The 18,782-nt window shown below is 70.2% G+C and carries 17 protein-coding genes; 9 read left to right on the top strand and 8 right to left on the bottom strand.

Features of this window, described 5'->3' with window-relative positions; translation table 11 throughout:
• Window positions 1-6 precede the first annotated feature (6 nt).
• The 3 genes from ACZ7HQ_RS05115 to ACZ7HQ_RS05105 all read right to left on the bottom strand — a co-directional run bounded on the left by ACZ7HQ_RS05115 (window position 7) and on the right by ACZ7HQ_RS05105 (window position 2,636).
• Window positions 7-1,116 (bottom strand): amidohydrolase family protein, encoded by a 1,110-nt coding sequence (locus ACZ7HQ_RS05115; RefSeq protein WP_470984795.1) that lies wholly within the window; start codon window positions 1,114-1,116, stop codon window positions 7-9.
• Window positions 1,117-1,267: 151 nt separating this feature from the next.
• Window positions 1,268-1,588, bottom strand: a complete 321-nt coding sequence (locus tag ACZ7HQ_RS05110; RefSeq protein ID WP_470984793.1) for a hypothetical protein — start codon at window positions 1,586-1,588, stop codon at window positions 1,268-1,270.
• A 58-nt stretch (window positions 1,589-1,646) separates the two neighbouring features.
• Window positions 1,647-2,636 (bottom strand): heme o synthase, encoded by a 990-nt coding sequence (locus ACZ7HQ_RS05105; RefSeq protein ID WP_470985213.1) that lies wholly within the window; start codon window positions 2,634-2,636, stop codon window positions 1,647-1,649.
• A 402-nt stretch (window positions 2,637-3,038) separates the two neighbouring features.
• Between ACZ7HQ_RS05105 and tkt the strand changes: the two genes are divergently transcribed.
• The 7 genes from tkt (at window position 3,039) to ACZ7HQ_RS05070 (ending at window position 10,708) form a co-directional block, all read left to right on the top strand.
• A complete protein-coding gene (tkt, locus tag ACZ7HQ_RS05100; RefSeq protein ID WP_470984790.1) occupies window positions 3,039-5,126 on the top strand; it encodes a transketolase in 2,088 nt (695 codons plus the stop codon).
• A gap of 33 nt (window positions 5,127-5,159) precedes the next feature.
• The gene (gene tal, locus ACZ7HQ_RS05095; protein WP_470984787.1) at window positions 5,160-6,278 is read left to right on the top strand and encodes a transaldolase; all 1,119 of its coding nucleotides are present in this window, start codon (window positions 5,160-5,162) and stop codon (window positions 6,276-6,278) included.
• A gap of 1 nt (window position 6,279) precedes the next feature.
• Entirely contained in the window at window positions 6,280-7,818 is a 1,539-nt protein-coding gene (gene zwf / locus ACZ7HQ_RS05090; RefSeq protein WP_470984785.1) for a glucose-6-phosphate dehydrogenase, read from the top strand.
• Entirely contained in the window at window positions 7,815-8,870 is a 1,056-nt protein-coding gene (gene opcA / locus ACZ7HQ_RS05085) for a glucose-6-phosphate dehydrogenase assembly protein OpcA (RefSeq protein WP_470984783.1), read from the top strand. The genes zwf and opcA overlap by 4 nt, the downstream gene beginning before the upstream one ends.
• The gene (pgl, locus tag ACZ7HQ_RS05080) at window positions 8,867-9,649 is read left to right on the top strand and encodes a 6-phosphogluconolactonase (protein WP_470984781.1); all 783 of its coding nucleotides are present in this window, start codon (window positions 8,867-8,869) and stop codon (window positions 9,647-9,649) included. Before opcA ends, pgl begins: the two co-directional genes overlap by 4 nt.
• 115 nt (window positions 9,650-9,764) lie before the next feature.
• Window positions 9,765-10,259, top strand: a complete 495-nt coding sequence (locus ACZ7HQ_RS05075) for a lamin tail domain-containing protein (protein ID WP_470984778.1) — start codon at window positions 9,765-9,767, stop codon at window positions 10,257-10,259.
• A complete protein-coding gene (locus ACZ7HQ_RS05070) occupies window positions 10,259-10,708 on the top strand; it encodes a hypothetical protein (protein ID WP_470984775.1) in 450 nt (149 codons plus the stop codon). Before ACZ7HQ_RS05075 ends, ACZ7HQ_RS05070 begins: the two co-directional genes overlap by 1 nt.
• 15 nt (window positions 10,709-10,723) lie before the next feature.
• Here the strand turns inward: ACZ7HQ_RS05070 and ACZ7HQ_RS05065 are convergent, their stop codons facing one another.
• The 5 genes from ACZ7HQ_RS05065 to ACZ7HQ_RS05045 form a co-directional block, all read right to left on the bottom strand.
• Window positions 10,724-11,563: a carbohydrate ABC transporter permease gene (locus ACZ7HQ_RS05065; protein ID WP_470984772.1), complete on the bottom strand. Its 840-nt coding sequence runs from the start codon at window positions 11,561-11,563 to the stop codon at window positions 10,724-10,726.
• Window positions 11,564-11,573: 10 nt separating this feature from the next.
• Window positions 11,574-12,926, bottom strand: a complete 1,353-nt coding sequence (locus tag ACZ7HQ_RS05060; RefSeq protein ID WP_470984769.1) for a carbohydrate ABC transporter permease — start codon at window positions 12,924-12,926, stop codon at window positions 11,574-11,576.
• A gap of 11 nt (window positions 12,927-12,937) precedes the next feature.
• A complete protein-coding gene (locus ACZ7HQ_RS05055) occupies window positions 12,938-14,263 on the bottom strand; it encodes an ABC transporter substrate-binding protein (RefSeq protein ID WP_470984766.1) in 1,326 nt (441 codons plus the stop codon).
• A 58-nt stretch (window positions 14,264-14,321) separates the two neighbouring features.
• Window positions 14,322-15,932 carry a glycoside hydrolase family 13 protein gene (locus ACZ7HQ_RS05050; protein WP_470984764.1) on the bottom strand — a complete coding sequence of 537 codons (1,611 nt, stop codon included), beginning with the start codon at window positions 15,930-15,932 and terminating at the stop codon, window positions 14,322-14,324.
• Between the two features lie 135 nt (window positions 15,933-16,067).
• Window positions 16,068-17,339, bottom strand: a complete 1,272-nt coding sequence (locus tag ACZ7HQ_RS05045; RefSeq protein WP_470984763.1) for an ABC transporter substrate-binding protein — start codon at window positions 17,337-17,339, stop codon at window positions 16,068-16,070.
• A 132-nt stretch (window positions 17,340-17,471) separates the two neighbouring features.
• Between ACZ7HQ_RS05045 and ACZ7HQ_RS05040 the strand changes: the two genes are divergently transcribed.
• A complete protein-coding gene (locus ACZ7HQ_RS05040; protein ID WP_470984760.1) occupies window positions 17,472-17,978 on the top strand; it encodes a PadR family transcriptional regulator in 507 nt (168 codons plus the stop codon).
• Entirely contained in the window at window positions 17,975-18,727 is a 753-nt protein-coding gene (locus tag ACZ7HQ_RS05035) for an ABC transporter ATP-binding protein (protein ID WP_470984757.1), read from the top strand. The genes ACZ7HQ_RS05040 and ACZ7HQ_RS05035 overlap by 4 nt, the downstream gene beginning before the upstream one ends.
• Window positions 18,728-18,782 lie beyond the last annotated feature (55 nt).

The following is an 18,782-nucleotide window of genomic DNA, read 5'->3' as shown; positions in this document are numbered from 1 at the left end:
CGGCCCTCAGCCGCTCAGTCCGTACACGCGGCGCGCGTTGCCCGCCGCGATCATCCGGGCCACCCGCTGCGCGTCCTCCAGGGACCAGGCGCCGTCGGCGACCCAGGTGCCCAGGATCCGGGCCAGGGCCTCACGGAAGAGGCCGGCGCCGACGACGTGCAGTTCGGGCAGGCCATGGGCGCCGGTGGAGAAGAGGATCTTGCCGAACGGCGCCAGCTCCAGGATCTCGGCGAGGACCGTGGCCGCACGGGCGCCGGTGCGGACCAGCGCGGCGCCGGAGTCGGTGTAGACGTGCGGGAACACCCCGGCCAGATGGGCGGCGTGGCGGTGGTACGGATAGCCGTGCAGCAGGATCAGGTCGGTGCCGAGGCCGGCCGTGGCCCGTACGAAGTCGGTGAGCAGCACGGGGTCGGTGCGGTCGATGCGGGAGCCCGGCTCCCCGAGCCCGGCGTGCAGTTGCAGGGGCAGGCCCGAGGCGACCGCGATCCACAGCAGGTGCCGCAGCAGCACCGGATCGGTGAGCGCCCCGCCGACGCGCCGGCCGGCCAGCCAGCGGCCCGCCGCACCCCGCACCTCCCCCGGCCCCGGCGGCTCGGGCGCGAGGGCCAGGCCGTGTCTGAGGCCGGCGACGGAGGTGAAGGCGACGGCGTTCGCGGCGGCGCCGTGCACGGACTCGGCGAGATTGGCGAGGAAGGACTCGACGGTGCCGGAGGTGTCGGCGACCTGCTCGGCGAGCAACTCCAGCCGGACGATCTCGCGGGCCTGGGCATCGCCGTCGGAGGCCATCTCGGCGGGCCCGGTGAGGTCCCCGGGCAGGCCGGTGTCGACCAGGTAGGTGGTGATACCGCTGCCGCGCAGGAGCCTGCGGCCCGACTCCAGTGCGCCCAGTTCGCGGCGCCGGGCCAGATAGCGGGCGGGCGGGCAGTGCGGTTCCAGTCCGAGCAGGGGCGGGCACCAGCGCCGTACCGCGAAACCCGTCTGGGTGTCGAAGAGGGTGGTGCCGGGGGCGGGTGGGCCCTCGGTGCGGGCCAGTTGGGTCTCGAAGGTGCCGAGGCCCAGTTCCGTGCGGAGCACTCCGTGGCAGTACTGGTCCACGAGGGACGGCGTTTCGATCATCCGGTGCTCCCCGTAGGACGTGGTTTACACGTCCTAACGGGTGAACGGGGTTCGAGGTCGCGGATGAGCTCGTGACCACCGGTGTGTTCGGCGGCTTTCGGTCCGTGGAGGGTGCTCGCGCAGGTCCCCGCGCCCCTTCGGGGCGCCTGCCTCAACCGCCGATCTGAATGCCGGCCATCCGCTTCCACTCGTACGCGCCCGTCGTCACCTTCGCCGCGAACTCGCCGTCGAAGGACTCGTGGAGCGTGATGCCGGACTTCTCGACGGCCTGCTCGGCGATCTCGGTGCTGGGGGCCACCAGGTCGCCCCAGCCGCCGTCCTCGCCCACGAGCACGATGCGGGCTCCGCGCTCGCCGATGTGGGCCACCTGGCCCTCGGCGCCGCCGTGTGCCTTGGCGAAGGTGCTGATCTGGTGGGCGAGCTTCGCCGCCTTGCGCTCGGCCTTCGGGTCAACCTGCTGCGTGTCTGCCATGACCAGGATGCTACTCACCAGTAGATCGACTGGCGAGAGCAGGCCGGTGTGACGTGTGTCAGCGCAGGAAGGGGTCCACCGCGACCGCGACGAACAGGATCGACACGTAGGTGATGGACCAGTGGAACAGCCGCATCTCCTTCAGCTTCGCACCGGTCACCTCGGCCTTCGCCCGGTTCTGCAGGCCGTGCGCCTCCCACAGCCAGAAGCCGCCGGCCGCGAGGGCGACCACCGTGTAGAACCAGCCGGTGTAGCCGAGCGGGGTGAGGAGCAGGGAGACCAGGACCATCACCCAGCTGTAGATGACGATCTGCCGCGCGACGACCTTGTTGGAGGCGATGACCGGGAGCATCGGCACGCCCACGCGCGCGTAGTCCTCCTTGACCTTCATGGACAGCGGCCAGTAGTGCGGCGGCGTCCAGAAGAACATGACGAGGAAGAGGATGACCGGCGCCCAGGACATCGAGTTCGTGACCGAGGACCAGCCGATGAGCACCGGGAGGCAGCCGGCGATGCCGCCCCACACGATGTTCTGCGACGTGCGCCGCTTGAGGATCATCGTGTAGACGACGACGTAGAAGAGGAGCGCTCCGAGTGAGAGCCAGGCGCTCAGCCAGTTGACGGTGAACCCGAACAGCAGCGTCGAGACGACGGCGAGGGTGATGCCGAAGGCCAGGCACTCGGGCGGGCTGACCATCCCGGTCACCAGCGGCCGCTGCGAGGTGCGGTCCATCAGGGCGTCGATGTCGCGGTCGATGTACATGTTGAGCGCGTTGGCGCCGCCCGCGGAGAGGTAGCCGCCGACGCAGGTCAGCAGGACCAGCTTCAGGTCGGGCACGCCCCGCTGGGCCAGGAACATCACCGGAACGGTGGTGATGAGCAGCAGCTCGATGATCCGCGGCTTGGTCAGAGCCACGAACGCCTTGACACGGGCCCCGAACGGCCGGTGAACCGGGCCCTGGCTCGCACCACCCAGCACGCCCTCCCCCAGGGCCTGAAGGGCCTGGGAGGGACCCCCAGGACGTGATTCGACGGCCGTCACGCACACCCCTGACAGAGACATCCCAGCAAGCCTCCCCGTGTGAAGTCCCGGTAAAGGCTCGCGCGTACCACGCCACTTTAGACGTTGCCCATACCCCGGCCTTCGCGGGGGTGGGTCGTGTTGGCAGCCCCGGAGGAGGACCTCCGTGAGAGGGGACCCATAAGAGGGGACCCACCCCTCGATTGAGCGCTCAGATGACCGCCTCCGTATTCATGTGCCGAATGCCGTCTCGGCCAGTCGGGAGGCGGATCGTGCGGACTCCCGGCAGTCTGGAAACACTCGAAAAAATGCACGTCCTCACGGGGGTAGGCTCGGCAGCGGCCGGTGGGCGCCAAGCCCGCCGGCGGCCGGGTGGGGGCATGCCCCGAAGACCGGCGACCGACATGTGGAGAGGAGCCCTGACCCAGGGTGAGCACCAAGCCGACCACCACAGACCTTGAGTGGACCGACCTGGACCAGCGGGCCGTGGACACCGCCCGTGTCCTGGCCGCCGACGCCGTACAGAAGGTCGGCAACGGCCATCCCGGTACGGCGATGAGCCTGGCTCCGGCCGCCTACACCCTCTTCCAGAAGGTGATGCGGCACGACCCCGCCGACCCCGAGTGGGTGGGGCGCGACCGGTTCGTGCTGTCCGCCGGCCACTCGTCCCTGACCCTCTACACGCAGCTCTACCTGGCCGGCTTCGGCCTGGAGCTGGCGGACCTGGAGTCCTTCCGCACCTGGGGTTCGAAGACCCCGGGCCACCCGGAGTACGGGCACACCAAGGGCGTCGAGACCACCACCGGGCCGCTCGGCCAGGGCGTCGCCAACGCGGTGGGCATGGCGATGGCCGCCCGCTACGAGCGCGGCCTGTTCGACCCCGAGGCCCCGCAGGGCGAGTCCCCCTTCGACCACTTCGTCTTCTGCATCGCCGGTGACGGCTGTCTGCAGGAGGGCATCTCCGCCGAGGCGTCGTCGCTGGCCGGGCACCAGAAGCTGGGCAACCTGATCCTGCTGTGGGACGACAACCACATCTCGATCGAGGGCGACACCGAGACCGCGGTCTCCGAGGACACCGTCAAGCGGTACGAGGCCTACGGCTGGCACGTGCAGCGCGTGGAGGCCCAGGACAACGGCGACCTGGACCCGGCCGCCATCTACGACGCCATCCAGAAGGCCAAGGCGGTCACGGACCGGCCGTCCTTCATCGCGATGCGCTCCATCATCGCCTGGCCGGCCCCGAGCGCGCAGAACACCGAGGCCGCGCACGGCTCGGCGCTGGGCGAGGAGGAGGTCGCGGCCACCAAGCGCGTCCTCGGCTTCGACCCCGAGCAGCACTTCGCCGTCGAGGACGAGGTGATCACGCACACCCGCAAGGCCCTGGAGCGCGGCGCGCAGGCCAAGGCGGAGTGGGAGAAGTCCCTGCAGCTGTGGCGGGACGACAACCCGGAGCGGGCGGCCGAGTTCGACCGCATCAGCAAGGGCGAGCTGCCCACCGGCTGGGAGGAGAAGATCCCCGTCTTCGAGCCCGGCAAGGGCGTCGCCACCCGGGCCGCCTCCGGCAAGGTGCTGCAGGCGCTCGGCGCGGTCGTCCCCGAGCTGTGGGGCGGCTCCGCCGACCTCGCCGGGTCGAACAACACCACCATCGACAAGGACAGCTCCTTCCTGCCGGAGGGCAACCCGCTGCCCGAGGCCAACCCGTACGGCCGCACCATCCACTTCGGCATCCGCGAGCACTCGATGGCCGCGGAGATGAACGGCATCACGCTGCACGGCCACACCCGTGTCTACGGCGGCACCTTCCTGGTGTTCTCCGACTACATGCGCAACGCGGTGCGTCTGTCGGCCCTCATGCACCTGCCGGTGACGTACGTGTGGACGCACGACTCCATCGGCCTGGGTGAGGACGGCCCGACCCACCAGCCGGTCGAGCACCTGGCCTCGCTGCGGGCCATCCCCGGTCTGAACGTGGTGCGTCCGGCGGACGCCAACGAGACCGCGATCGCCTGGCGCGAAATCCTGGGGCGCTACACCAAGGAGTTCGGCAAGGGCCAGCCGCACGGCCTCGTCCTCACCCGGCAGGGCGTGCCGACGTACGAGCCGAACGAGGACGCCGCGAAGGGTGGTTACGTCCTGTTCGAGGCCGAGGGCGGCGAGGCGCAGGTCATCCTGATCGCCACCGGTTCCGAGGTGCACGTGGCCGCGGAGGCGCGGGAGCAGCTGCAGGCCGACGGCGTCCCCACCCGTGTGGTGTCCATGCCGTCCGTCGAGTGGTTCGAGGAGCAGGAGCAGGGGTACCGGGACTCGGTGCTGCCGCCGTCCGTGAAGGCCCGTGTCGCCGTCGAGGCGGGCATCGGTCTCACCTGGCACAAGTACGTCGGGGACGCCGGTCGCATCGTTTCCCTGGAGCACTTCGGTGCTTCCGCCGACGGCAAGGTCCTCTTCCGCGAGTTCGGCTTCACTGCCGAGAACGTGGCCGCGAAGGCGCGGGAATCCCTCGCCGCCGCCCGGCGCTGACGCTCATATACGACACGTAGGAGATGTAATTCCATGACAGACGCACTCAAGCGCCTCTCCGAGGAAGGCGTCGCGATCTGGCTGGACGACCTGTCGCGCAAGCGGATCACGTCCGGCAACCTCGCCGAGCTGATCGACCAGCAGCACGTCGTGGGCGTCACCACCAACCCGACGATCTTCCAGAAGGCGATCAGCAGCGGTGACGGTTACGAGCAGCAGGTCTCGGACCTCGCCGCCCGCAAGGTCACCGTCGAAGAGGCCATCCGCATGATCACCACGGCGGACGTCCGTGACGCCGCCGACATCCTGCGCCCGGTCTTCGACGCCACCGGTGGCAAGGACGGCCGGGTCTCCATCGAGGTCGACCCGCGCCTGGCGCACAACACCAAGGCCACCGTCGCCGAGGCCAAGCAGCTGGCCTGGCTGGTGGACCGCCCCAACACCCTGATCAAGATCCCGGCCACCAAGGCAGGGCTGCCGGCGATCACCGAGACGATCGGCCTCGGCATCAGCGTCAACGTCACCCTGATCTTCTCCCTGGAGCGGTACCGGGCCGTCATGGACGCCTACCTCTCCGGCCTGGAGAAGGCCAGGGAGCGCGGCCTGGACCTGTCGCTGATCCACTCCGTGGCGTCCTTCTTCGTGTCCCGCGTGGACACCGAGATCGACAAGCGGCTGAACGGTATCGGCACCGACGAGGCCAAGGCGCTGCGCGGCAAGGCCGCCGTCGCCAACGCGCGCCTCGCCTACCAGGCGTACGAGGAGGTCTTCTCCTCCGACCGCTGGCAGTCGCTGGAGAACGCGGGCGCCAACAAGCAGCGTCCGCTGTGGGCGTCGACCGGTGTGAAGGACCCGGCGTACCCGGACACCCTGTACGTCACCGAGCTGGTCGCCCCGAACACGGTCAACACCATGCCGGAGGCCACGCTGGAGGCCACCGAGGACCACGGCGAGATCAGCGGCGACACCGTCGCCGGCACCTACGAGCAGGCGCGTGCCGACCTCGACGCGCTGGAGAAGCTCGGCATCTCGTACGACGACGTCGTGCAGGTGCTGGAGGACGAGGGCGTCGACAAGTTCGAGGCGTCCTGGAACGACCTGCTCAAGTCCACCCAGGCGGAGCTCGAGCGCCTCGCCCCTTCGGAGGGCTGACTTGTCACCCGTTTCCGGTTCCGGAGCGAACCCGCTTCGTGACCCGGCCGACCGACGGCTCCCGCGTATCGCGGGGCCGTCCGGTCTGGTCATCTTCGGTGTCACGGGCGACCTGTCGCGCAAGAAGCTGATGCCCGCGGTGTACGACCTCGCCAACCGGGGTCTGCTGCCGCCGGGCTTCTCGCTGGTGGGCTTCGCCCGCCGCGACTGGGAACACGAGGACTTCGCCGAGGTCGTGCACGACGCGGTGAAGGAACACTCGCGCACGCCGTTCCGTGAGGAGGTCTGGCAGCAGCTCATCCAGGGGATGCGCTTCGTGCAGGGCACCTTCGACGACGACGACGCCTTCGAGCGGCTGCGCGCCACCATCGAGGAGCTGGACAAGGCACAGGGCACGGGCGGCAACTTCGCCTTCTACCTGTCGGTGCCGCCGCGCTCCTTCCCGGTGGTCATCCAGCAGCTGAAGAAGCACGGGCTGGCCGAGCAGTCGGGCGGTTCCTGGCGGCGCGCGGTCATCGAGAAGCCGTTCGGGCACGACCTGAAGTCGGCCGAGGAGCTGAACAAGGTCGTGCACGAGGTGTTCGAGCCGGAGCAGGTGTTCCGGATCGACCACTACCTCGGCAAGGAGACCGTCCAGAACATCCTGGCGCTGCGCTTCGCCAACACGATGTTCGAGCCGATCTGGAACCGGTCCTTCGTGGACCACGTGCAGATCACCATGGCCGAGGACATCGGCATCGGCGGCCGTGCCGGTTACTACGACGGCATCGGTGCCGCCCGTGACGTCATCCAGAACCACCTGCTCCAGCTGATGGCCCTGACGGCCATGGAGGAGCCGGCCTCCTTCGGCGCGGACGCGCTGGCCGCGGAGAAGGAGAAGGTGCTCGGCGCGGTCCGGCTGCCCAGGGACCTGGGCCGCAGCACCGTGCGCGGGCAGTACGCGGGCGGCTGGCAGGGCGGCGAGAAGGTCATCGGCTACCTCGAAGAGGAGGGCATCGACGCCAAGTCGAAGACCGACACCTTCGCCGCGATCAAGCTGGAGATCGACAACCGCCGCTGGGCGGGCGTCCCCTTCTATCTGCGCACCGGCAAGCGCCTCGGCCGCCGCGTGACGGAGATCGCCGTGGTCTTCCAGCGGGCTCCGCACTCCCCCTTCGACCACACGGCGACGGAGGAGCTGGGCCAGAACGCGATCGTCATCCGCGTCCAGCCGGACGAGGGCATCACGGTCCGCTTCGGCTCCAAGGTGCCGGGCACCTCGATGGAGATCCGGGACGTCTCCATGGACTTCGCCTACGGCGAGTCGTTCACGGAGTCCAGCCCGGAGGCGTACGAGCGCCTGATCCTCGACGTGCTGCTCGGCGACGCCAACCTCTTCCCGCGCACGGAGGAGGTCGAGCTGTCCTGGAAGATCCTCGACCCGATCGAGGAGTACTGGGACAAGCACGGCAGGCCCGCCCAGTACCCGTCGGGCACCTGGGGCCCCGCCGAGGCGGACGAGATGCTCGCACGAGACGGACGGAGCTGGCGCCGGCCATGAAGATAGACCTGACCGACACCACCGCCGGAGAGATCAACAAGGCGCTCGTGCAGGGCCGCCGGGCCATCGGCACACCCGCCGTCGGCATGGTCCTGACCCTCGTCATCGTCACCGACGAGGAGAACGCCTACGACGCCCTGAAGGCCGCCAACGACGCGTCGCGCGAGCACCCTTCGCGCACGCTGGTGGTCATCAAGCGGGTCTCCCGCACCCCGCGTGACCGCACGTCCTCGCGGCTGGACGCCGAGGTGCGGGTGGGCGCGGACGCGGGCACCGGCGAGACGGTGGTCCTGCGGCTGTACGGCGAGGTCACCGGCCACGCCGACTCGGTCGTGCTGCCGTTGCTGCTGCCGGACGCGCCGGTGGTCGTGTGGTGGCCGGTGAACGCCCCGCTGGACCCGGCGAGGGACCCGCTGGGCGCGCTGGCCCAGCGCCGGGTCACCGACACCTACACCGCCGAGCAGCCGGTGCGGGAGCTGTCGGCCCGCGCCGCGGCGTACACACCCGGCGACACCGACCTGTCCTGGACCCGGATCACGCCGTGGCGTTCGATGCTCGCGGCGGCCCTGGACCAGGTCGTCTGTGCGGTGAAGGCCGTCGAGGTGGAGGGCGAGGAGTTCAACCCGAGCTGCGAGCTGCTGGCGATGTGGCTCGCGGACCGGCTGGACGTGCCGGTGAAGCGCTCGCTGTCGTCGGGCCCGGGCCTGACGGCCGTCCGCATGGACACCGACTGCGGCCCGATCGTGCTGGACCGGGCGGACGGTTCGCTGGCCACGCTGTCCATCGAGGGCCAGCCGGCCCGCGCGGTGGCGCTGAAGCGGCGGGACACCGCCGAGCTGATCGCGGAGGAACTGCGCCGGCTCGACCCGGACGACACCTACGCGTCGGCACTGCGCTATGGCGTGGAGCGGCTGAACACGGTTCCGGAACAGTCCGTTCAGGAGCCGGTGGCCGAGTCCGGGCCCGAAGGGGAAGCGGCCGGGGCACCGGCCAAGAAGGCCACGGCCAGGACCGCGAAGAAGGCACAGGCGAGGAAGGCGGCGGCGAAGTGAGCACTCCGCAGCTGGTCGTCCACCGCGACAAGGAACTGATGGCCCAGGCCGCCGCGGCCCGTCTGATCACGAAGATCGTGGACGCGCAGGCCTCCCGGGGCACCGCGTCCGTGGTCCTCACGGGCGGCCGCAACGGCAGCGGTCTGCTGGCCGCGCTGGCGGCGGCACCGGCCCGGGACGCCATCGACTGGGCGCGGCTGGACCTGTGGTGGGGCGACGAGCGCTACCTCCCCGAGGGTGATCCCGAGCGCAATGTCACGCAGGCCCGCGAGGCCCTGCTCGACTCCGTGCCGCTGGACCCGGAGCGCGTGCACGCCATGCCCGCGTCCGACGGCCCGTACGGCACGGACGTCGACGCGGCCGCCGAGGCGTACGCGGTGGAGCTGGCGAAGGCGGCCGGGCCGGAGAACCACGGCTCGGTGCCCACCTTCGACGTCCTGATGCTGGGCGTCGGCCCGGACACCCATGTGGCCTCGCTCTTCCCGGAGTTGCCGGCCGTACGGGAGACCGAGCGCACGGTGGTCGGCGTGCACGGCGCCCCCAAGCCTCCGCCGACCCGGGTCTCCCTCACCCTGCCGGCGATCCGCTCGGCCCGCGAGGTCTGGCTCCTCGCGGCCGGTGAGGACAAGGCGGAGGCCGCGGCCATCGCCCTGTCGGGCGCGGGCGAGATCCAGGCCCCGGCGGCGGGGGCGTACGGCCGCGCCCGCACCCTGTGGCTGCTGGACGCGGCTGCGGCTTCGCAGCTGCCGAGGTCGCTGTACCCGCCGGCTTCGCCGTGACCCCCTGAGGTCCCCCCTCAACGGAGCTTCACATTTTCTGCACGGAATATCCGTGCAACGCTCAACTTTTGTGTAGGCTCCTGGCGCTGTAACCGCACCACTGAGGGGGGACCTCATGCGTATACGTTTCGCGCTGGCTGCCACCATCACGGCCGGCACACTCGCCGTCGTCGTCGCGGCACCGGCCCAGGCCACCGAGTACTCCTCCGCCCTGAAGATCAAGGGCGTCCAGTACGACGCGCCGGGGCGGGACTCCAACAACTGCCAGACGGGCAACACCCGCGACGAGTACCTGACGATCAAGAACTACTCGCGCACCTCGACCGTCAACCTCAAGGGCTACGTCGTCAAGGACGCCACCGGCAACCGGTTCACGTTCCCGTCCAACCACTACCTCGAGCCCGGCGACTACGTGAAGCTGCGCGGCGGCCACGGTACCGACTCGGACGCGAACAACGTCGTCTACCGCCAGAGCTGCAACTTCATCTGGAACAACGACCAGGACACCATCTACCTGTACAAGCCGTCCGGTGCCCATGCGGACACCCACGCCTACACCAAGTCCCGTGACGACCGGGACGGCAACGGCTACATCACCTTCCACGGCTGATGGCGCGCCGGATCAGGAAGGTGCGGGGGTGGGCCGCCTGCCTCGCCCTGCTGGCCGCCGGCGCGGCCGGCTGCGGCTCGGCGGACGGCGGCGCGACGGCCAAGGCGTCGGCACCGGCGCCCCGGCCCACCGTGACCGTCACGGCGACGGCCACCGTGACCGCCCGGCCGGAGCCCGGGCCGACGGTCACCAGAACGAAGACCGTCAGAACGCCCGGACCGACCGTCACCGTCACCAGGGCCGCCTCCGGCACCGTACGCAGTGACGACACCGGCAGCGGCGGTGGGAGCGTCAGCGGCACCTGCTCGATCGTCTCCAACGCGGGCAACTGCTACCAGGCGGGTCAGTTCTGCCGCAACAGCGACCACGGGGCGACGACCACCACCGCGAGCGGTACGCCGATCACGTGTTCCTACAGCGGCAGCGCCTGGCGCTGGACGTACGCGTGAGCCGGGCGGGCTCGGTCACTTGACCGAGCCCGCCATCACGCCCTGGACGAAGTGCCGCTGGAAGGCGAAGAACACCACCACCGGCACGATCAGGGACAGGAACGCGCCCGGCGCCAGCACGTCGATGTTGCTGCCGAACTGCCGGATCTGGGACTGGAGTTCCACGGTCAGCGGCTGGGAGGAGCTGTCGGCGAAGAGTAGGGCGACCAGCATGTCGTTCCAGACCCACAGGAACTGGAAGATCGCGAGCGAGGCGATCGCCGGCCGGCCCACCGGCAGGACCAGGCGTGTGAAGATGCGCCACTCGCTGCCACCGTCCATCCGCGCCGCCTCCAGCATCTCCTTCGGCATCTCGGCGAAGTAGTTCCGCAGCAGGAACACGGCGAAGGGCAGGCCGTACGCCACGTGGAAGAGGACGACACCCGGGATCGTGCCGAACAGGCCCAGCGCGCCGAAGAGTTTGGCCACCGGCAGCAGGCCGATCTGCACCGGCACCACCAGCAGGGCCACCACCAGCAGGAAGAGCGGTTCGCGCAGCGGGAAGTCCAGCCAGGCGAAGGCGTATCCGGCCAGGGCGGCGATCACCACGACGAGGGCCGTGGCCGGCACCGAGATCAGCACCGTGTTCCAGAAGGCCTGCGTCATGCCGGAGTTCTTCAGCAGCGCCGAGTAGTTGTCGAAGGACAGCTGCCCGGGGCTCGCCAGGGCCGTCCACCAGCCGCCCTTCGCCGTGTCCTGGGCCGAGCGGAGGGAGGAGAGGAACAGGCCCGCGAGTGGGGTCAGCCAGACCAGGCCGATCACCACCAGGAAGGCCTGCACCAGGCCGTTGCCCAGGCCCCGCCTGATCGCGTTCATCGTTGGCTCCTCATCGTTGGCTCTGTCGGAAACGGCGGACGTTGAAGACCATCGCGGGGATCACCAGAAGCAGCAGGAGCACGCCGAGGGCGCTGCCGAGGCCCTGGTTGTTGCCGCCGCCGAAGGACACGAGCCACATCTGGGTCGCGAGGACGGTGGCGTCCTCCTGCACGGGTCCGGGCGCGATGATGTAGACGAGGTCGAAGACCTTCATCACGTTGATCACGAGGGTCACGAAGACCACGGTGAGCACGGGTGCCAGCAGCGGGACCGTGATCCGGCGGAAGATCTGCCACTCGTTCGCGCCGTCCATCCGTGCCGCCTCCAGCGCGTCCCGGGGCAGCGTGGACAGGCCCGCGCCGATCAGGACCATCGCGAAACCCGTCCAGATCCACAGGTACGCGCCGATGATCGCCGGGGTGACGAGGGCCGGTCCGAGCCAGGAGACGCCCTGGTAGGGCGGGGCGAAGTTGGACTCCGGGAGGGTCACCGTGTACGAGCCCGCGTGCAGCCCGGAGAAGGTGAAGGAGCCGTCGGCCGCGGTGGTGGTGCTCGCGGCCGTCTTCCCGTCGCGCACCGCCTCGACCCTCATGCCGGGCAGCCCGCTCTCCTTCGGGTCGACCTTGCCCTGCCTGCCGCCCCCTCCCGGGGTGAAGTCCAGGTAGACGACACCGCGCAGCTCACCGGCTGCGGCTTTCCGGCCGGCCGCCGGGTACGCGGGCGAGGCGCTCTTCGGCAGGTCCTTGGGCAGTACGCCGACCATCGGGAGCGTCACCGAGTGGCCGGTGGAGGCGGTCGTGCGGTACGAGCCGTCGCGGTCCTCGGTCAGCAGGCCCTGGCGGCCGCGGGCCGTCGGGTACGACGACGTGCCCTTGAAGGCGTCGTGGACCGAGACGACGGCCGCGTTCAGCACGCCCTTGTCCGGGTCCTGGTCGTAGGCGAGCCGGAAGATGATGCCGGCGGCCAGGAAGGACACCGCCATCGGCATGAAGAGCAGGAGCTTGAACGCCGTCGCCCAGCGGACCTTCTCCACCAGGACGGCCAGGATCAGGCCGAGGCCGGTGAGCAGGGCCGGGGCCACGACCACCCAGATGGTGGTGTTGCGGATGGCTTTCAGGGTCGCCGGGTCGCGGAACATCTCGGCGTAGTTGTCGCCGCCCACGAACCGGGTGCCGGAGGCGTCGAAGAAGCTGCGGCCGACGGAGAACAGCACCGGGTAGACGACGAGCGCGCCGAGCAGGAGCAGGGCGGGGAAGACGAAGAGCAGGGCGATCAGCCGGGCGCGCCGCCGGCCGCGGCGCACGGGCGCCGGGCCGGCGGCCCGCGGGCCCGCCTGCTGTTTCACGAGAGCGGTGGCGGTCATGGTGCTGCCGCTCAGCCCTGGTAGGCCTTGGCCGCCGCGGCTTCCAGCTTCGCCGCGGTGCCCTTCGGGTCCGAGGGGTCGCGCAGGAAGTCCTGGAGCAGCTTCCACTCGCCGGCTCCCTTGGTGCCGCCGAAGGCCGCCGGGGCCTGGTCGGACATGTCGAAGCGGACCGAGTCGCCCGCGTTGATCAGGGACTTGGCGGTGGCGCGGGTGACGTCGTCACCGTAGGAGGCGAGATCGAGCTTCTTGTTCGGGGACAGGAAGCCGCCGGCCTTCGCCCACACGGCCGCGGCCTCGGGGGTGGCCAGGTACTCCAGCAGCTTCATGCCGGCCTTGGCGTTCTTGCCGTCCTTGAGGACGACCGCCGCGTCACCGCCGCTGACCACGGGTGCCGTGCCGCCGCCGACCGCCGGGAAGGGGAAGAAGTTCGCGTCCTTGCCGATCGCCTTGCCGAACTGGTCGTGCGCGACGCCGGCGACGAAGTCGCCCTCGTAGACCATGCCGGCCTCGGGCTTGGGTCCGAAGACCTTCTCCACCGAGCTGGGGAAGTCCGTGTTCAGGGCCTCCTTCTGACCGCCCGCGAGCAGTTGCTTGTCCTTGAAGAGCTTGCCGAGGGTGGTGAGCGCCCTGACGACGGACGGGTCGGTCCACTTCAGCTTGTGCGCGGCGAGGGCGTCGTACTTCTGCGGCCCGGCCTGGGAGAGGTAGATGTTCTCGAACCAGTCGGTGAGGGTCCAGCCGTCCTCACCGGCGACCGCGAAGGCGGCGAGCCCGGAGTCGGAGACGGTGTGTCCGGCCTTGAGCATCTCGTCGTACGTCTTCGGCGGTTTGACCCCGGCCTGGGTGAGGGCGTCGGGGCTGTACCAGACGGTCGACTTGTGGGCGGCCTTGAAGTACAGGCCGTACAGGGTGCCGCCGACGCTGCCGTACTTCTTCCACACCGGCGCGTAGTCGGCTCCGACCGTCTGCTGGGCGGTCGACGACAGCGGCTTGAGCCAGCCCTGCTTGGCGAACTGGTCGAGCACGCCGACCTGCGGGACCATCACGACGTCGGGTGCGTTGCCGCCCTCGATCTTGCTGCCGACGACGGTGGAGACGTTGTCGCCGGTGGAGATGAACTGCGTCTTGGCGCCGGTCTTCGCGGTGAAGGCGTCCAGCACCTTCTGGAAGTTCTTCTGTTCGCTGCCGGTCCAGACGCCGGCCACGGTGACCGTCTGGCCGCTGAGCGCCTTGTCGCCGCCGCCCGCGGAGACCGGTCCGCCGCCGCAGGCGGTGGCACCGAGCGCCAGGGTGAGCGCGGTGCAGCTGGTGAGCAGGGTGGTACGTCGTCGCATCATCGTTGATGGCCCTTCGCGATAGGGGAGTTGACGGACATTCAGGGGACTGACGGGGAGGTCAGAGGTCGCTCAGCCACCAGGCCGCCGTGGCGCCGGGCAGTACCCCGGCCGGGCAGGGGCCGCTGGAGAGCAGAGGGGTGCCGGAGACCGGGGCGGGCGTGGGGGCCGTACCGAAGTTGACGGCGCAGACCAGGTGGTCGCCGCGGCTGAAGGCGAGGACACCGGGCGGGCTGTCCAGCCAGCGGAGCGATCCCTCGCCCAGCTGGGGCAGTGACGACCGGAGCTGGAGGCCGTCGCGGTACAGGTGCCAGAAGGAGCGGGTGTCGGCGAGGGCGCGGTCGGTGGCGTACTCGGCGAAGTACTCGGGCTGCGGCAGCCAGGGCCTGGCGGACTCGGCACCGGAGGTGAAGCCGAACGGGGAGGCCTGCCCGGACCAGGGCAGCGGGACCCGGCAGCCGTCGCGTATGCGGGCGCGGCTGCCCGTGCGGCGGAAGATCGGGTCGGTGAGGACGTCGTCGGGCAGGTCGACGACCTCGGGCAGGCCGAGTTCCTCGCCCTGGTAGATGTACGCGGCTCCGGGCAGCGCCAGCATCAGCAGGGCCGCGGCGCGGGCGCGGGCGGCGCCGAGACCGCTGCCCTCGGGGGCGGGTTCGCCGTAGCGGGTGACGGTGCGGACCTGGTCGTGGTTGTTGAGCACCCAGGTGACGGTGGAGCCGGTGCCGGCGATGTCCTGCATGGCCTCGGAGATGACCTTGCGGAAGGCGTCGGCGTCCCAGGGGGCGCCGAGCAGGTCGAAGAAGAAGGCCTGGTGGAGTTCGTCGGGACGGACGTACAGGGCGTGTTCGCGGGCGGTGGGGACGGAGACCTCACCGACGAGGAGGCGCTCGCGGCCGTCGCTTGCGGTGTACTCCTCGCACAGGGAGCGCCAGCGGCGCCACACCTCGTGCACCTCGGGCTGGTTCCAGGCGAGCGGGTTGACCGAGTCGCGGGTGCGGGCGTCGGCCTCCGGGTCGTCGGAGTCGGGCAGTTCGGGGTGCTTGTACAGTCCGGCGGCCACATCGATGCGGAAGCCGTCCACGCCCCGGTCCAGCCAGAAGCGCAGGACGCGGTCGAACTCGGCGGCGACCTCGGGCTCGCGCCAGTTCCAGTCGGGCTGCTCGGGCGTGAACATGTGCAGGTACCACTGGCCGTCGTCGACCCTGGTCCAGGCGGGGCCGCCGAACATGGCGTGCCAGTTGTTGGGCGGCTCGCTGCCGTCCGGGCCGCGGCCGTCGGCGAAGTGGAAGCGGGCGCGGGCCTTGCTGCCGGGCGCGCCGGCCAGTGCCTCGCGGAACCACGGGTGCTCACTGGAGCAGTGGTTGGGGACGATGTCGAGCAGCACCTTGATGCCGAGGCGATGGGCGGCCGTCATCAGCAGATCGAATTCGGCGAGGTCGCCGAAGAGGGGGTCGACGTCACAGTAGTCGGCCACGTCGTAGCCGTGGTCGTGCTGCGGCGAGGGGTAGAACGGGCTCAGCCAGATGCCGTCGGCGCCGAGCTTCTTCAGATACGGCAGTCCGGCCCGGACGCCGGCGAGATCGCCGATGCCATCGCCGGTGCTGTCCAGGAAGCTGCGGACGTACACCTGGTAGATGACCGCGTCGCGCCACCAGTGGTGCTTACTCAACATGCATGCATGTTAGGTAGGCGTATCGCGAAGGTGTCAACGAAAAGAACGCAGACTACTGGTGAGTTGGGTGTGCAAATACGGACTTAATTGGGCATTCGGAGTCGAGATGAGACGTCCGCGTTACTTAACAAGTAACTATCGGCGGGCGATCGCGTCGAGCTCGCGCGCGAGCCGGCGCACCGCCTGCTCGGGCGTCTGCCGCCCGGACAGCGCGTCCTGCATCACCGCCTGCACCACCAGGCTGACCTGGTCGTAGTGGGCGCTCTTGGGGCGCGGGGCGGCGGTGAGCACGGCGGTGCGCAGGGTCGGCAGATAGGGGAACCGCCGTATCAGCGCGGGGTCTTCGTAGAGCGCGGCGCGTACGGGCGGCAGCGCACCGCGGGTGAGCACCTGGCGCTGGACGGGCGCGCTGGTGAGGTAGGCGATCAGACGGGCGGCCGAATCGGGGTGCCGCGTATGGGAGTTCACGGCGAGGTTGGAACCGCCGAGCACGCTCGTCCCCGGCCCGTCGGGTCCGGGGATCGGTACGGCGCCGATCCTCCCGGCGACCCTGGAGCCCTTGGCCGAGGCGACGGCGTAGACATAGGGCCAGTTGCGCAGGAAGAGCAGCCTGCCGTCCTGGAAGGCCTGTTTGGACTCCTCTTCCTTGTACGTCAGCGCCGCCCGCGGTATCCAGCCCTCGCGGATGCCACGGGCGAGGAAGCCGATGCCCTCGCGGGCGGCGGCCGAGTCGACGGTGACCCGGGTGCCCTCGTCGCCGAGGATCGTGCCGCCGGCCGAGTACACGGCCTCGGCCGCGTTCACGGTGAGCCCCTCGTAGGGCAGGAACTGGCCCGCGTAGCCGCCGAGCCCGTACTTCGGCGCGATCGTCTTCGCGTCGCGCTCCAGCTCGGCCCAGGTGCGCGGCGGGGGCACGCCCTCCCGGGCGAGGATGTCCTTGCGATACAGGAGGAGTCCGGCATTCGTGACGTACGGGACCGCGTACAGCCGTCCGTCGTAGGTGGCGGTGTCCACCACCGGCGGCAGGAAGCTCTTCAGCGGGAAGCGGGCCCGCGGGAGCGGGCGGATCCAGCCGGCCGCCGCGAACTCCGAGGTCCAGTTGACGTCGATGTTGAGGACGTCGAAGCGCCCCCGGTCGCCGCCGCGCAGGTCGGTGGTCATCTGGGCATGGGTCTCGTCCGCGGAGTCCGGCAGCTCGACGAGCGTGACCTTCTCGCCGGGGTGGGTGCGGTTCCAGCCCTGGAGCAGCGGGCCGAGATAGCTGGTGAGGTCGCCGGCGGTGGCCAGGGTGAGGGGGCCACGGCCCTCGCCCGCGCTCTCGTCGGCGTGGGCACCGGAGGCGACGTACCCGGTCATGATCACGGCGAGAACGAGGAGGCCCCTACCGGCGGCGCGTATCCACCGCATAGGTTCCTCCCTGAACACGTACACATTGGCTCCGGGCACCCTCGCCCGGGAGTCAGAGGCCATGTATACCTGTTAGGTATGGGCGATACTAGGGCCTGGAGCACATTGTGAGCAGACAGGAGGACAGCCCGAGTGCGCCTGCCCCTCCTGGCACTCCTCGCCCGTGGCCCGGCCCACGGCTACGAGCTGAAGCAGGACCTTGAGCAACTGCTGGGCTCCGCGTACCCTCAGCCGAACGTCGGCCAGATCTACGTCACCCTCGGCCGCCTCGAGAAGTCGGGACTGATCGAGGGCGAGGACGTCGAGCAGTCCAGCCGGCCCAACAAGAAGGTCTACCACCTCACCGACGCCGGGCGCGAGGCGCTGCACGCCTGGTTCGAGGAGACCGAGGACGAGCCGCGGGTGCGGGACGAGTTCTTCATGAAACTCGCCCTCGCCCCCCAGAGCGGTCTCGCCGACCAGATCGCCCTCATCAACAAGCAGCGGCGCCAGTACCTCACCACCATGCGCAACCTGTCGAAACTGGCCGCGGCCGAGAACCGGGACAACCGAATCGCCCAGCTGCTCATCGAGGGCGCGATGCTGCATCTGCAGGCCGACCTCGACTGGCTGGAGCGGTGCCAGGAGGAACTGGAATGAGCGAGCACGGTACTCCGCTGCTGCGCGCCGAGGGCCTGGTGAAGACCCACCACGGCGAGGGCGCGCCCGCGCATGCCGTGCGCGGGGTCGACCTGCGCGTGGCGCGGGGCGAGTTCGTGGCGGTCACCGGCCCGTCGGGCGCCGGCAAGTCCACGCTCCTGCATCTGCTCGGCGGCCTGCAGCGGCCGGACAAGGGCAGCATCTGGCTCGACGGCCGGTGCACGGACTCCTTCAGCGAGGCGCGCTGGGCGGTCGAGCGCCGCAAGGCGATCGGGATCGTGTTCCAGTTCTTCAACCTGGTGTCGAACCTGTCCGTCGCCGACAACGTCGAGCTGCCCGCGCTGCTCGCCGGCGTCCCCGCGAAGAAGGCACGCGCCGAGCGCGAGGAACTGCTCGCCGAGCTGGGGCTCGAGGGCAAGGAGCGCAGCATGCCGGGCGAGCTGTCCGGCGGCGAACAGCAGCGGGTCGCGCTCGCCCGGGCCCTCGTCAACCATCCGCCGCTGCTGCTGGCCGACGAGCCCGCCGGAAGCCTGGACAGCAAGGGCACACGCGAGGTGATGCGGCTTTTGTCCCGCTTCCACGGGCGCGGGCAGAGCATCGTCCTGGTCACCCATGACGCCCGGCTGGCGAGCGCCGCCGACCGCGTGATCAGCTTCTTCGACGGCCGCATAGCCGACGACGCGCTGCTGGACGGCGCACCGCCGTCCCGGAAGTCGGGGATCTCGGGTGTGCTGGAGCTGAGGGACTGATGGCGCGTCGCAGGGCAGAGGCCACAAGTACGGGCACGGCCCCGAGTACGGGTAC

This window comes from Streptomyces sp. NPDC037290 (assembly GCF_055603245.1).
Note: the sequence above shows the minus strand (reverse complement) of the source record. Positions and strands in the feature narration are given on the sequence as shown.